Origin of the sequence: Mucilaginibacter rubeus, assembly GCF_003286415.2 — a bacterium.
In the GTDB taxonomy this organism is placed as follows: Bacteria; Bacteroidota; Bacteroidia; order Sphingobacteriales; family Sphingobacteriaceae; genus Mucilaginibacter; species Mucilaginibacter rubeus_A.
The window spans coordinates 5,592,867-5,608,137 of the sequence record NZ_CP043450.1 but is presented as its reverse complement, the minus strand read 5'-3'; the positions used below and the strand labels follow the sequence as shown (position 1 = coordinate 5,608,137).

13 protein-coding genes are annotated in these 15,271 nt (G+C 42.0%); 7 read left to right on the top strand and 6 right to left on the bottom strand.

Going from position 1 to position 15,271, the window contains the following annotated elements:
• Positions 1 to 161: 161 nt before the first annotated feature.
• The 5 genes from groL to DEO27_RS22340 form a co-directional block, all read right to left on the bottom strand.
• Entirely contained in the window at positions 162 to 1,793 is a 1,632-nt protein-coding gene (gene groL, locus DEO27_RS22360; RefSeq protein WP_112568781.1) for a chaperonin GroEL, read from the bottom strand.
• Between the two features lie 144 nt (positions 1,794 to 1,937).
• A complete protein-coding gene (groES, locus tag DEO27_RS22355) occupies positions 1,938 to 2,213 on the bottom strand; it encodes a co-chaperone GroES (protein ID WP_022834050.1) in 276 nt (91 codons plus the stop codon).
• Positions 2,214 to 2,389: 176 nt separating this feature from the next.
• Positions 2,390 to 3,031: a hypothetical protein gene (locus DEO27_RS22350; protein WP_112568779.1), complete on the bottom strand. Its 642-nt coding sequence runs from the start codon at positions 3,029 to 3,031 to the stop codon at positions 2,390 to 2,392.
• Between the two features lie 89 nt (positions 3,032 to 3,120).
• Complete coding sequence (locus tag DEO27_RS22345; RefSeq protein ID WP_112568777.1) at positions 3,121 to 3,882, bottom strand: hypothetical protein; 762 nt, start codon at positions 3,880 to 3,882, stop codon at positions 3,121 to 3,123.
• A gap of 176 nt (positions 3,883 to 4,058) precedes the next feature.
• Entirely contained in the window at positions 4,059 to 6,803 is a 2,745-nt protein-coding gene (locus DEO27_RS22340; protein ID WP_112568775.1) for a DNA gyrase/topoisomerase IV subunit A, read from the bottom strand.
• A gap of 303 nt (positions 6,804 to 7,106) precedes the next feature.
• Here DEO27_RS22340 and DEO27_RS22335 point away from each other — a divergent pair, with 303 nt between their 5' ends.
• From DEO27_RS22335 to DEO27_RS22320, 4 genes are all read left to right on the top strand, one after another.
• Complete coding sequence (locus tag DEO27_RS22335; protein WP_146749985.1) at positions 7,107 to 7,808, top strand: hypothetical protein; 702 nt, start codon at positions 7,107 to 7,109, stop codon at positions 7,806 to 7,808.
• A 497-nt stretch (positions 7,809 to 8,305) separates the two neighbouring features.
• Positions 8,306 to 10,204 (top strand): DNA topoisomerase IV subunit B, encoded by a 1,899-nt coding sequence (locus tag DEO27_RS22330; RefSeq protein WP_112568771.1) that lies wholly within the window; start codon positions 8,306 to 8,308, stop codon positions 10,202 to 10,204.
• Positions 10,205 to 10,371: 167 nt separating this feature from the next.
• Complete coding sequence (locus DEO27_RS22325; protein WP_112568769.1) at positions 10,372 to 10,863, top strand: cytidine deaminase; 492 nt, start codon at positions 10,372 to 10,374, stop codon at positions 10,861 to 10,863.
• Positions 10,863 to 11,522 (top strand): GDSL-type esterase/lipase family protein, encoded by a 660-nt coding sequence (locus DEO27_RS22320; RefSeq protein ID WP_112568767.1) that lies wholly within the window; start codon positions 10,863 to 10,865, stop codon positions 11,520 to 11,522. Before DEO27_RS22325 ends, DEO27_RS22320 begins: the two co-directional genes overlap by 1 nt.
• Before the next feature lie 64 nt (positions 11,523 to 11,586).
• Here the strand turns inward: DEO27_RS22320 and DEO27_RS22315 are convergent, their stop codons facing one another.
• A complete protein-coding gene (locus tag DEO27_RS22315; protein WP_190295188.1) occupies positions 11,587 to 12,015 on the bottom strand; it encodes a nuclear transport factor 2 family protein in 429 nt (142 codons plus the stop codon).
• Positions 12,016 to 12,188: 173 nt separating this feature from the next.
• Between DEO27_RS22315 and DEO27_RS22310 the strand changes: the two genes are divergently transcribed.
• The 3 genes from DEO27_RS22310 to DEO27_RS22300 all read left to right on the top strand — a co-directional run bounded on the left by DEO27_RS22310 (position 12,189) and on the right by DEO27_RS22300 (position 15,176).
• Entirely contained in the window at positions 12,189 to 12,701 is a 513-nt protein-coding gene (locus tag DEO27_RS22310) for a YdeI/OmpD-associated family protein (protein WP_112568763.1), read from the top strand.
• 15 nt (positions 12,702 to 12,716) lie between these two features.
• Positions 12,717 to 13,052 carry a winged helix-turn-helix domain-containing protein gene (locus DEO27_RS22305; protein ID WP_112568761.1) on the top strand — a complete coding sequence of 112 codons (336 nt, stop codon included), beginning with the start codon at positions 12,717 to 12,719 and terminating at the stop codon, positions 13,050 to 13,052.
• A 117-nt stretch (positions 13,053 to 13,169) separates the two neighbouring features.
• A complete protein-coding gene (locus DEO27_RS22300; protein WP_112568759.1) occupies positions 13,170 to 15,176 on the top strand; it encodes a TonB-dependent receptor plug domain-containing protein in 2,007 nt (668 codons plus the stop codon).
• The last annotated feature ends 95 nt before the right edge of the window (positions 15,177 to 15,271 follow it).

Genomic DNA, 15,271 nt, shown 5'->3' with positions numbered 1-15,271 from the left:
ATTCAAAAATTAATCAAATGATTGATTAATGACTGTCGCTTTACCTTTCTATGACTATAACAACCTGTTTTAAAGCACAAAACCCTGTCTGCAAAAACAGACAGGGTTTTGAAAAGTATGTATTTTGGTACACTCCGCCAATTGGCGGAATGCAGGGTATATTACATCATACCGCCCATGCCACCACCCATTGGAGGTGCGCCAGCTGGAGCATCTTCAGGATCATCAGCCAATACAACTTCAGTAGTTAATAACATTGAAGCGATTGAAGCTGCGTTTTCTAAAGCTACACGACCTACTTTAGTTGGGTCGATAACACCGGCAGCAATAAGGTTTTCGTATTTGTCGCTACGTGCATTGTAACCAAAGTCGGCAGTACCTTCTTTAACTTTTTGCACAACGATTGAACCTTCGATACCAGCGTTTTCGCAGATCTGACGAAGAGGTTCTTCGATAGCGCGACGGATAATCTGGATACCAGTGTTTTCGTCTTCGTTATCACCTTTTAAGTCAGCGATAGAAGCAACCGCACGGATGAAAGCAACACCACCACCGGCTACGATACCTTCTTCAACAGCGGCACGTGTAGCGTGTAAAGCGTCGTCAACACGGTCTTTTTTCTCTTTCATTTCAACTTCAGTAGCAGCACCTACGTAAAGTACAGCAACACCGCCAGATAATTTGGCTAAACGCTCTTGTAATTTTTCGCGGTCGTAATCAGAAGTAGTTGATTCGATCTGTGATTTGATCTGGCTTACGCGGCCTTTGATCTCTTCTGCAGAACCTGAACCATTGATGATAGTAGTATTATCTTTGTCGATAACGATTTTCTCAGCAGTACCTAAGTAGCTAAGGTCAGCGTTCTCTAATTTGTAACCTCTTTCTTCAGAGATCAAGGTACCACCGGTAAGGATAGCGATATCCTCTAACATAGCTTTACGACGGTCACCAAAGCCCGGAGCTTTAACAGCAGCAACTTTCAGTGAACCACGGATCTTGTTAACTACCAAAGTAGCTAAAGCTTCACCGTCAAGATCTTCAGCGATGATCAATAATGGTTTGCCGGTTTGTACTTGTTTTTCAAGGATTGGAAGCAATTCTTTCATTGAAGAGATCTTCTTGTCGTAGATCAGGATGAAAGGATTTTCTAATTCAGCTTCCATTTTATCAGCGTTGGTTACGAAGTAAGGAGAAAGGTAACCACGGTCAAACTGCATACCTTCTACAGTTTTAACTTCGGTTTCAGTACCTTTTGCTTCTTCAACAGTGATAACACCATCTTTACCAACTTTTTCCATTGCTTCAGCAATTAACGAACCGATAACCTCGTCGTTATTTGCAGAGATAGAAGCAACTTGTTTGATTTTGTTATTGTCTTCACCAACAGTTTGTGACTGAGTTTTCAGGTTTTCAACAACTGCAGCAACAGCTTTGTCGATACCGCGTTTTAAATCCATTGGATTTGCACCGGCAGCAACGTTTTTAATACCAGCAGTTACAATAGCCTGAGCTAAAACGGTAGCAGTAGTAGTACCATCACCTGCAATATCGGCAGTTTTTGAAGCTACTTCTTTAACCATTTGAGCGCCCATGTTTTCAAGGGCGTCTTTTAATTCAATTTCTTTAGCTACAGTAACACCGTCTTTAGTGATAGCTGGTGAGCCAAATTTTTTGTCGATAATTACGTTACGGCCTTTAGGACCTAAGGTTACTTTTACTGCGTTAGCAAGGATATCAACACCGCGTTTCAGTGCGTCGCGTGCTTCAACATTGTATTTAACTTGTTTTGCCATTTTGTTTTTAAGATTTGAGATCTGAGATTTGAGATGTGAGAAAACTCCATTTCAAATTCAAATCGTTTAATTTTTTTAGTTTTCGAGATAAGGATTTAAGAGTACTTTTGTCTCAAATCTCATATCTAACATCTCATGTCTAAATTAAAGAACTGCGTAAATGTCTGATTCGCGCATGATTAAGTACTCTTTACCTTCATAGGTAATTTCAGTACCTGCATATTTACCATATAAAACCTGATCACCAACTTTTACGGTTAAAGGCTCGTCAACTTTTCCCTGTCCTACAGCAACGATAGTTCCACGCTGAGGTTTTTCTTTAGCAGTATCAGGAATGAAGATACCTGAAGCGGTTTTCTCTTCGGCTGCTGCAGCTTCCACTACAACCCTATCGCCGATAGGTTTAATGTTTAATGACATAGTTATAACTGTTTTATTTTATTTAAGTTTTCAGCCCGATACGCAACATCAATTATGCCAAGCAAGCATTATGTCAAGTATTGACAGGCTAAACTGTTTTAATGTCAGCAAAAGGTTACTTGTGTTTTGTGGCTTAACAATTTTTTAACCCGATGGTGTCAGGATGTCAGTATGACTTAAGGATGACGGTAGAAGTTAGGGGTTATATAAAACACGGTATCAATAAAAAACAGAATGCCATTATCAGAAAGCACGTTTTCATCATGCAAATCCTCGAAAATTAATCCCAGTTCATCATTGTAGTAATCGTTATTACGTTTGTTTAGAAAACCATTGTAGCTCAGAAAGCCTTTTACAGTTTTAAGATCTGTTGTTTCTGAGGTTAAAATAAACTCCTGCATAACAACTGAGTTTAGTATGCCATTAATTTCTTTAAATCCAAGAAAAGTATATGCTGTGGCAGGAAAGAAATAATTGTGGATAAGCAGGCTATTGAAATAGTCCAGCCATGTTTCATAGAAGATGCCTGCATTGGTTTTTATTACATGCGAATCGTCAAAGTGATATACCTTTTGTTCAGCGCCTTCGCTTATGAAATCGATATCTTGAATCTCCGGCTTATAAAATAGATTTTCTTTTTCTGCAAAGGCTATTATTGCTGTTGCTTCTTTACTTTTGAGCTGCTGTTGTTTTTCAAATTTGAAGCTTGATTCCGCATTTGCTCTAAGGAAACTTTGGGTTTTTTTGAGTTTACTTGTTCGGCTAACCGATTCATCTCCGAGAATGATATGTTGTAATTCATCTTTAGCGTTTTTCATTCATAATGAATATTCAAAAATACGATTTATTAATTAAACAAAAATGAATGCCTAAATGGCACTCGCTTGTGTTAAATGATAAGGAAACCTTACGCCGTCTTCTTCGCCGCCGATAACTTTTTTAATTCATCTTTAGCCTTGGCAAACCATATCTTATTGCTTTTGCGCTCAACAGGGCTTAATTGCGATTGCTCATTGAGCATATCGGTGAAAATTTGCCATGCGTCGTCATCCCGGCCTGCTCGGGTCAAGAACATGCCGTATTCATAGCGGGGTTCAAAATAGGAGTAGCGGCCCTTCATCAGCTTAAACTCGTTTTCTGCCAGATTTTCCTGGTAAGTGAACTCGAGCGATTTGGCATACAGGATATGCGCTTTTGAACGCGCAAATTGCGGTAACTTATAAAGTTTCTGAGCAATCGGGATCACCTCATTATACAAGCCCTTTTCAAAGTAAGCTACAATGAGTTGTGCCATTACGTGCTCGTTTTCGGCAAAGGCGCCGGTAAGGCTATTCTTGTAAATTTCGAGGGCCTTATCCGTAAGACCTGCTTCCAGGTAGGCATCTGCCAATTTTACACGGTTGGCAAAAGTATCTGTAAACCGCACCTCGTCTTCAAGGCGTTTTATTTTGGCCCCCGGATTTATAACCGCTTCAACATTGATTTTAGGTGCACGAATACCACGGTTGGAGAGTATTTCGCTGTAGATGTAATACAGGCTACCAAAAACAGGTATTATGATAAGGATCCAAAGCCATTTTTGTTGAGTACCACGCCTGAGGCTATGTATGATACAAAATGCCTCTAATGCCAGTATAAGATAATAGTAATTGCCACCGCCAAAGTACATGCCTGTTTATGATATAGGATTTAGTAATATCCAAAAATAACGAAAATACAGCTGCTAACAAGGGTGTTTATAGCTCGTGAACCATTTTTTTGCTAATAGTTTGAGTATCGCGTAAGCGGTTTTAGCTATAGTATTAAATAAAAAAGCCACCGGGTTTTATTACCGGTGGCCTGATATTAAAATAGCCCTAATTGTCCCTGGTCATCCATATCGATGTCGTCGGGGTTGGTGATCTCAAAATCGATCTTTTTGGGTGGCTTGGGTGTCTCTTCTGATTGATCGGCTGGTTCTGCCGGTTCATCATGCTGAGCAACCGCAGGCTGATCTTCATTTACCTCTGCTGATGTAGCTGCATCTTCTTCGATAATTTCAGTTTCTGCTTCAGCGGCCTCAGTTTCCTGGTTAATGCCATCGCTGATTAGCTCAACAGATTTTACCGGGTGCTGTGAAAGACGGTTGCCCATGGCTTTCATACCTTTTACATCAATGACATCTGCCAAATTCAGTTCAAGGGTTTCAGATGTTTGATCCTTGCCTTTCAGATGTGTCATGCTGATTACCGGCGCGGTATGACCAAGCAATACCATTTTTGATCCGGCTTCTTCGCTGATCAGGCTTACCTGTTTGCCTACCGCTATGTTTTCAAATGCGAAACGCTTAACAAGGTAGTTTTTAGATTTACCTTCGATGTGCACTATCGAAAATACGGCCTGCGGATCATACTTTTCGATAAGGATCATCTTATCATCAAAGTGATTATTTAAATCGAAGCTGCTTAGCTCATAAACGCCGTTGCTAAGCACGGTAAGGATGCGGTCGTCGCCATCAAATTCGCCCAGGTATTTACCGCGGCTATCGGCATTTAAGCGTTTTAAAATTTCATCATACCAGATCTTGCGACCGGCCAGGGTTGAAACACCTTTGCTTTTCAGTATGATTTTTTTGACCGGGTATTTGGTAATGATATTACCCATCGAACCGCGGCCTTTGATAGCTATTGAAGCAAAGTCCTCGTCAAACTGCAGTTTCTTGAGTTTGGAATGAGGTTTAAGCTGTACGTTCACCACCTCGGCTTCGCCGTTAGGATTGGCAGTAAAGTACAATACTTTTGAGCCTTTGGTACCCTTGGTCAGGTCGTATTCTTTATCGCGGGTTACGCCCACTACCGAGAAGCGTTTGATATAGCTGATGCCGCTTTCGCCATCCTTATATATCATGTTGTAAACGGTGCGCTCATCGTTCTTTTTAAACACGGCAACGTGGATAATGTCTTTACCCACAAAAACCTTGTCCTGTACCTTAGTGATGATGCAACGCCCATCACCCCTGAAAACAATGATCTCGTCAATGTCGGAGCAATCGCCAACATACTCAACCGACTCGTCTTTTTTCAGGCCTGAGCCGATAAAGCCGTCGGCCCTGTTAACGTACAGCTTGATGTTAGCCAAGGCTACCTGGGCAGCTTCCACTTTATCAAAGGTGCGCAGCTCGGTTTTACGTTCACGGTCTTTGCCGTATTTATCCTTTAGTTTCTGGAACCAGGCAATGGTGTATTCGGTAAGATGTTTCAGGTCGTGTTTAACCTGTTTTATCTCATTTTCGAGCGCCTTCATCTGTTCATCCGCTTTCTTAACGTCAAAGCGGGTGATGCTGCTCATAGGTTTATCTATCAGCTTTTTATAATCTTCGGGCTGTATGGTACGATAAAACTGGGGGAAGAAAGGCTCAAACAAGCGGTTCAACACTTCAAGCACTACCTCAAAATTGCCAGAGTTTTCGTATTCGGGATTTTTATACATCCCCTCCTGGATAAAGATCTTGAGTAAGGAACTGAAGAAGATCTTCTCCATCAAATCTTTTAACCTGATCTCTAATTCCTGCTTAAGCAAATCCTTGGTGAAGAATGTGCTTTCGGTGAGCATATCATTCACGCTCATGAAGCGCGGCTTATCATCCTGTATCACGCAGGTGTTTGGCGATATGGATACCTCGCAATCAGTAAAAGCATAAAGCGCGTCGATAGTTACATCGGGCGATATGCCGGGAGCAAGGTGGATGATGATCTCTACATCTTTCGCGGTATTATCCTCGATCTTTTTAATCTTGATCTTGCCCTTGTCATTAGCCGAGATCACGCTATCTATCAAGCCACCGGTAGTGGTGGTAAAAGGTATTTCGGTAATGGCCAGCGTTTTTTTATCGCGCTCAATAATTTTAGCCCTTACGCGCACTTTGCCGCCACGTTGTCCTTCATTATATAACGAAGCATCGGCCATACCTCCAGTCGGGAAATCCGGCATCAGGTTCGGGCGTTCTCCTTTTAATACAGCTATAGAAGCTTCGATTAGCTCGATAAAGTTATGTGGTAAAATTTTGGTGGCCAAACCTACCGCGATACCCTCGGCACCTTGCGCAAGCAGCAGCGGGAACTTTACCGGCAGGGTGATAGGTTCTTTATTACGACCGTCATAACTGGCCTGCCAAACTGTTGTATCCGGATTGAAAACAACATCAAGTGCAAACTTCGACAAGCGGGCCTCAATATAACGCGGGGCAGCAGCCGAGTCGCCGGTTACCGGGTCGCCCCAGTTACCCTGGCAATCAATCAGTAGGTTTTTTTGGCCAATCTGAACCATGGCATCGCCGATAGAAGCATCACCATGCGGGTGATATTTCATGGTATTACCAATAACGTTGGCGGCTTTGTTATATCGCCCGTCGTCCATCTCCTTTAATGAATGCAGGATACGGCGTTGTACCGGCTTTAAGCCATCATTAATATGCGGAACGGCCCGGTCAAGAATTACATATGATGCATAATCAAGAAACCAGTTTTCATATAACCCATCGAGTGAGGTAACAGTATGTAGTTTTTCTTCATTAGGGGTTGGTGTATCGTTTTGATGCAGATCGTCACTCATTATTCAATAAAAACTTTTGGATTGGTAAAGATAAGGATTATGTGTTGATGTGGAGATGAGGTAAACTATATTTTAATGAACAGACAATTTGTAATTGCATCAAAATTGTTACGTTTGTGTTGGTTTTAACAGGTAACAATTGTAAATTGATAGCGTAAAAATCATTGGTATAACAATTAAATAATTGATCTCTCCGTTAAAGCACCGTACAATTAATTAATGGTACGCGAATTTTGATTAATTAATTGTTTATATATTTACCTATGGTGTTAAGCAAGGATTTTTTCTTGCATACCCCCTAAAATGAAAACTATTTTGAAGCTAACCCGGCCCTTATTACTTATGGCTTTATCGTTGCTGTGCTTTATAAAAAGTATTGCCCAGATAAATCCACGGCCGCTATATGCCCAAAATAACAAGAAACACACCGCTGCGAAAGCTAAGCCGGGCTACTCTAAATCTACGTTAGGTACCGATCAATTTAAAGAGTTTACCAAACTTGTTGCCCAGGCCAATGTAATTTACATGCAGCCAAAGGGATTTAAAGAAATTCCGGCCCCCAATGATGAGGATTTTTCTTTTGACTACGCCCTGCAGTTACCCGGGCAGGATTTTGAAGTTTGGTTTCAGGTAAAATCCCAAAAGCAAAACTATACCAGCTACGAGCAGGGCCAATATGATATCGACAGGGAAACCGAAAATCCCGATTCGATATATATTAATATGAGTAAAGCCCACGCCACAGCTTTTACAGGCGAGCGTGAAAATCCAATCCGTACCATTCCGGCCAATGTTTTAAGACGTTATAAGGCCGATGCGGGAAAATCATACCTGTTAAACCTGCTTGATCTGCCTGCTACTAAACATTACAAATATGCCTTGCTGATAGCCCTGCAGCGTAACCATACCGGCACTATCATGGCCGTTTGCTTTACTAACGATAAAGGCCCCGAGTTTTTTAAAAACGTGGATAGGGCAAGTAATTGTTTAAAGTTTAAGCCGTAAGATTTCTGATAATCAGGGAGCAAATTTTCACTTAAAATTAGCTGATATATTTATTGGGGTACTTGCACCGTTAGGTGCTACCTATTTGTAGAAAAGTTTGAAAGCAATTTTTGTGCGCCGTAGGTGCTACCCGGATGGTACGGCTTATGCGGGAGAGGGTAGCCTCTACGAGGCAAAGGCTTATTGCTGTTATGTTTGCTACAAACAGGTATCCCCTACGGGGAATTAGAAGGTAATAAAATTGTGTATGTACGTTGGCTTGAGAAGGGGCAGGCGAGACGAGTGATAGCTGGCGTGTGTCTCTATGTCTCGATCGTGATGCCAATAACACGCCCCTCCATCCCTCTCAAGAGGGGAATCGCACGGCCCCTGCTTTTTATAAGGATTCTATCCCCAATGTTAATAAGTTGATATCTGCTCCCCGTTAATTAAGCCGGAAGTTTTATTTTTGCAGTTAGGCGTATTTTGCGCTGTTTTAAATTCTCTACTTTATATACATGGCAGAACCAGTTAATTATAGTGAAGATAGTATCCGCTCCCTCGATTGGAAGGAGCACATCCGTTTACGTCCCGGTATGTATATTGGTAAACTGGGCGATGGCTCTGCTTATGACGATGGTGTATACGTATTGCTTAAAGAGATTGTCGATAACTCGATAGATGAGTTTGTGATGGGATCGGGCCGCACCATCGAGGTTAACATGAGCGATCATAAAGTATCTGTGCGTGATTATGGCCGCGGTATCCCTTTAGGTAAAGTGATCGATTGCGTATCTAAAATAAATACAGGTGGTAAATACGATAGCAAAGCCTTCCAGAAATCGGTAGGTTTAAATGGTGTGGGTACCAAGGCGGTTAATGCGCTTTCCAACTCGTTCACCGTACAATCATACCGCGATGGCCGTACTAAACTGGCCGAATTTGCCAAAGGCGAGCTCATTCGTGATGAAAGCGAAAAGGATACCACTCAACGCAATGGTACCGCTATCAACTTTGTTCCTGATGATACCATTTTCAGGCATTACCGCTTTATCCCTGAGTTTGTTGAAAGCATGATCTGGAACTACGTGTTCCTGAACGCGGGGCTGACCATCAACTTTAATAATCAAAAGTATTTTTCGGAACGCGGTCTTTTTGATTTGCTTACCCGTAATACCGATGCCGAGACCTTGCGCTATCCGATCATCCACCTGAAAGGCGAGGATATTGAAATAGCTATGACTCACGGTCAGCAATACGGTGAGGAATATTACTCGTTCGTGAACGGCCAAAACACCACCCAGGGCGGTACGCACCAGGCGGCATTTCGTGAAGCAGTGGTAAGGACTGTGCGTGAGTTTTATAAAAAGGAGTTTGACGCTTCGGATATCAGGGCTTCAATTGTTGCGGCTATTGCCATAAAAGTACAGGAGCCGGTATTTGAGTCGCAAACCAAAACCAAACTGGGCTCACAAAACGTTGGTCCGGATGGCCCTTCGGTACGTGGTTTTATCAACGACTTTGTTAAAAAGGAACTTGATAATTACCTGCATAAAAATACAGAAGCTGCCGATGGCTTGCTGAAACGTATTCTGCAATCAGAGCGTGAGCGTAAGGATATTGCCGGTATTAAGAAACTGGCTAACGAACGCGCTAAAAAAGCATCCTTACACAACCGCAAACTGCGCGATTGTAAACTGCATTTTGATGATACGCACGAACGCAAACAGGATACTACCTTATTCATCACCGAGGGTGACTCGGCCAGTGGATCGATCACCAAATCGCGCGATGTGATGACGCAAGCGGTGTTTAGTTTAAAGGGTAAACCGTTAAACTGCTTTGGCCTAACCAAAAAAGTGGTTTACGAAAACGAAGAATTTAACCTGCTGCAACACGCCCTGAATATTGAGGACGGTCTTGACGCTTTGCGTTATAACAACATTGTAATAGCTACCGATGCCGATGTGGACGGTATGCACATCCGCCTGTTGCTGATGACCTTCTTCCTGCAGTTTTTCCCGGATCTGGTGAAGGCCGGTCACGTTTCTATTCTGCAAACACCATTATTCCGCGTGCGTAATAAAAAGGAGACCATTTATTGTTATAGTGACGAGGAACGCCGCAACGCCATAGCCAAATTGGGTAACAAACCGGAGATCACCCGATTTAAAGGTTTGGGTGAGATTTCACCTGATGAATTTGGCTTGTTTATCGGTAAGGACATGCGCCTTGATCCTGTAATTTTAAGGGATGCCAACGTTAAGGCGCTCCTGGAATATTTTATGGGTAAAAACACACCAACCCGCCAAATGCACATTGTAAACAACCTGCGGGTTGAAAAGGATGATGAAACTATCAATCCAACAATAGCTAAAGAAGCTGATGCTGAGGAAGAGTTACCGGTAGCAGTGTAAAGAACCATGATTTGCCTGATTAAAGGATTCCCCTGGATATAGTAACATCGGGAGGCTTTAATCAGGCAATTTTTTATCATAGAAATCAAATAATCCTAAAAATCAGGGTTCTTGTTAAAAAATTTCCTTATCTTGTTTCCCCCTGTTTTTTAAAGGGCGAACATTGTATGATAAGTCACGAAATTAAAATAGCCTTTGATGAATATGAGTCACTGGCCGATCTTGATAAAGCTGACAGGCAGCTATGCCTTGAAGCTCAGAAAGCATTAAAAAACTCACACTCTCCATATTCAAAATTCCGTGTTGGGGCTGCGCTTCGTTTACAAAGCGGTAAAATTTTACATGGCAGCAACCAGGAAAATGTAGCCTACCCATCGGGCTTATGTGCCGAACGTGTTGCATTGTTTAACTGGGGCGCCAATCATCCCGATGACCCTATTGAGGCCATGGCGGTAACGGCTCATTCGGACGAGTTTCCTATTGTAAAGCCAATTACCTCATGCGGCTCTTGTTTGCAGGTATTAGCCGAATGCGAAAAGAAACAAAATCAATCAATAAAAATTATATTGCACGCCGAAGATGGTCCGGTATGGATTATCAAAGGCATTGAAAACCAATTGCCGTTTTTGTTTTTTGAAGAACGCATAGCTACCCAGTAATGAAAATAAAACTGTTTTTATTCTTTATCGGCCTTGTATTCAGCGCCGGTGTATCGGCCCAGCAGGGCTTCCCGTTTGACAACGAGATCAGGGCTTTTAAACATCAGGACAGTGTAAGCTTTCCCAAGCCAAATGGTATTTTGTTTATCGGTAGCTCGTCAATCCGCAAGTGGACAGATCTGGAGCAGCGATATGCCGGCAAGCCAATTATCAGAAGGGGAGTGGGGGGCTGCGAATTGTGGCAGATAGCTGATTATTACACACCTTATATCCTGTTTCCGTACAAACCGCGCAAAATTTTTATTTATGCCGGCGAAAATGATATAGCGGCGGGCAAATCAGCCCGGGATGTAGCGGCTTCATTTACCAAGCTTTGGGAACTCATTCATCAAAAGCTGCCCAATGCCGAGGTGTATTTTATGTCGATAAAGCCGAGCCCGGTTCGTGCTAAATATTATGATGTTGTTTATGCTGCAAACGAGCTGGTTAAAAATTACCTGAAAGGCAAACCAAAAAGTTATTACATAGACCTGGTTCCGTCTATTTATAAACCGGGCACCACCCGGCCCGATTCAAGTTTGTTTAATGATGATTACCTGCATCTTAATAGCAAAGGTTACGATCAATGGCAAAAGGTACTTGATCCGCTGGTAAAATAAAAAAGGCCCCGCACCAAACGGGGCCTTCACCTACTTACATATTAAACACTAAACTAAAACTTGCTTATTTAAAAACGCTGTACACGTTTGTGATTTTCCAGCCGCTGCCGGTGTTGGTAACGGTTACATAATTGCTGCGGGTAAAAGTGTTGTATTTCATATCAACTTTTACTACTGCCAGGTCATTGTTGCTTTCAACAATTGAAGTACTGGTAACGCAATCCTGCTCGGTATTTTTGTTGGCTTTTAATAAATCAACTACTTCGGTTTTGCTAAAACTTAATACTTTAGTGCCGCGTAACATGCTGAATTTTGCCGACTGATCTACCACATCGTTAAAGCCCTGGATTTTGCCGCGGGTCATGGCATCAATGTATGTGTTGATCGCATAATTTTTGGTTAAGTTATCGCCATCTATTTTATTTGCTGCTTTTGCTGCGGTGCCTGCTACTAAAAGGGCTAAGCCAAGCATGATTGATTTTAAAGTTTTCATATTGTTGTTGTTTTTAAGGTTTTTAAATTCTAAATTGTTTTTATACTCATAAGACATCCCTACCACGCATTACGTTACAACATAAGCCACTAAATATGACGATTTAACAAACATTTAACATTTTCGCATATTTTTTAGGAATCATGATAACAGTATGCCGTTAAATAATACTTATGGTTGATTTTAATACCATTATTTTACAATTTGCCGAACAGGGCGAAAAAACCGGGTGGACATACATTGAAATTCCTGCTGATATAGCACAGGAAATGAAGCCCGGAAATAAAAAATCATTCCGGGTAAAAGGTAAGCTTGATGAATTTGAAGTACGCGGAATGGCGTTAATGCCCATGGGTAAAGGCAATTTTATCATGGCCTTGCGCCGGGAGGTTTGCAAAGCTATCCATAAACATCGGGGTGCTATGCTCCGGGTGCGCCTTGAGCCTGATGATGATTTTAAGTATATCATTCCCGATGATTTACAGGAGTGTTTAGAATATGAGCCCGAAGGCGGTGAGTTTTTTCATAGCCTTGCCGAAAGCCACCGCGGATATTTTATAAAATGGATTGATAGCGCCAAAACAGAAGCTACCCGCGCCAACCGGATAGCGAGCACGGTTAACGCCATGGTGCGCCGTATGGATTATGGCCAGATGTTAAGGGCGCAAAAAAAGGCAAGGGAGTAATAAATTGAACAAATTATGAGTATCCCTCCATTTAAACTTAACGGCCGTATCTGGTTAGAAATAGACGAAGAAAAAGTACTTGGCCATGGCCGGGTTGAACTGCTTGAGCGGATCCATGAGTCTGGCTCTATCAGGCAGGCCGCATTGCAAATGAAAATGTCATACAAGCAAGCCTGGGACCTGGTTAATCATATTAACAATGGCTTTAAACAACCGCTTGTGATCTCCAAGCGAGGGGGAAAGGGAGGCGGAATAGCTTTGCTTACCCCTTTTGGACAAGAGGTTATTGGGGAGTTTAAGGAATTGCAACAAAAATTCTTTCGTTTTTTGGACAAAAACGGGAAAAAGTAAAAGTTTTATTGCTTTTGTAGGCGAAAATTTCAGAATGGGCATCAATGTCTGGATAAATTATCGAATCTATTCTGCATTTTTGCGTTATACTTTCAAAAATATAACGAAAATCACTGTATGAGAAAACAATTACCTATTTTAACTCTGTTTTTTATTGCTGTAATTATGTTTTGCCACAGCAATGCTATCGGGCAAACAGCAGATACGAGCAAAAGCGTATTTAACCTTGGCCAGGTAAATATTATCGGTATCAAGGATAGTGTTCGGTCAAGCAAGCTAAATATCCATACCCTTAATTTGTATAACCGTTACGATGTTTCGCACGCGTTGAACCTCCTGCCCGGTGTTATACTTACCGCGGTTGGCCCAAGAAACGAATCGGCTATTAATGTGCGTGGTTTTGATATCAGGCAGGTACCGGTTTATTTGGATGGCGTTCCGCTTTATGTGCCTTACGATGGTTATGTTGATCTGGCCCGGTACAACACTTTTAATTTGTCTGAGATCATTGTATCTAAAGGGTATTCATCTGTACTATTTGGTCCCAATGCCGAAGGCGGTGCTATCAACCTCATCAGCCGCAAGCCTGCTAAACCATTTGAATTGAATGCTGTGGCCGGTTACCTGAGCGGCGGCTACAGGTTGAATACCAACATCGGCGGCACATTTGGTAAGTTTTATTACCAGGTATCGGCTTCTCAATTAAAGCGCGACTACTTTCCGTTATCTTCAAAATTTACGCCTGTTAAAAACGAAGACGGTGGCCATCGCGATAATTCATACAGTAATGATGTTGACGTAAGCGGTAAAATTGGCTTCACCCCAACAGAATCCCAGGAATATGCCGTTGGTTATACCTATCACCATGGCACCAAAGGCACTCCTGTTTATGCGGGCGATGATACCCAGAACTCTTTGTTCAAAAACCCCCGTTACTGGAAATGGCCAAATTGGGATACCCGTGGTTTGTACTTATTGAGTAACAATAAGCTCAACAGCACAAATGTGATTAAAACCCGCTGGTATTATGATCAGTTTAAAAATGAGATTGACAGCTATGATAACGCGTCATACAATACCATCACCAAACCTTATGCCTTCAGGAGTATTTATAATGACTATACTTTAGGCGGCAACGTAACTTTTGAAAACACCGATCTAAAAAATAACAATTTCAGCGTAGCCGCCCATTTTAAGCAGGATGTTCACCGCGAACATAACATTGGTGAACCTACACGCCGCGATGCCGATAACAACTTCTATATCGGAGCTGAAGACACTTACCATATAACATCCGCATTGAAAGTAAACGCCGGCGTGGCTTATAACGACAGACGCAGCATCCAGGCCCAGCAATACACCAACAATACAATCAGCGATTTGCCAGCCAACAGTAATGGTGCCTGGAACGTACAGGGCTTAATTCAATGCGATGTTGATAATGCTAATTCATTAAGCTTTTCGGTAGCACGTAAAACAAGGTTTGCTACTATTAAAGACCGTTATTCTTATAAATTTGGTACCGCCATCCCTAACCCAGATCTGAAAGCTGAAGACGCGCTGAACTACGATCTGAGCTATCATTCGCTTATCGGTGGTAAGCTATCAATTCAAGCCTCTGGTTTTTATAGCAAGATCAATAACAGTATCCAAACCGTAAATAACGTAGCTGTTGATCCGGTAACTAAAACAAACCAGTCGCAGGTGCAAAATGTTGGCCGCGCCGAGTATTATGGTGCCGAGTTTGCGGTTGGTTATCCTATTATTCCGCAGTTAAGGGTTGATGCAAACTATACTTTAATAGTGCGTAATAATTTATCGGCCCCGCAAATTCATTTTACTGATGTGCCCAAGAATAAAATATTTGCTTCGTTGCAATATTCGCCGCTTGCTAAATTGTATTTCCTGGCATCTGAAGAGTATAATTCAAAAAGGTACAGCACCAGTTACGGTACAGTATCAGGAGCGTTTTACCTCACCAACGTAAAAGCACATATTACCTTGGTTAAAGGATTTGCAATTGAAGGCGGTGTAAACAACCTTTTCGACAGGAATTACACGCTGGTTGAAGGTTACCCGGAAATGGGCAGAAATTACTTTGCCAACCTGATTTTTAACTACTAATTTTAAGGAAGCATTATACTCCACGTCATTGCGAGGAACTAAGCAATCCCCGATTAGCAGATCCGCTCTGTATAGTTTGGGATTACTTCGTGCCG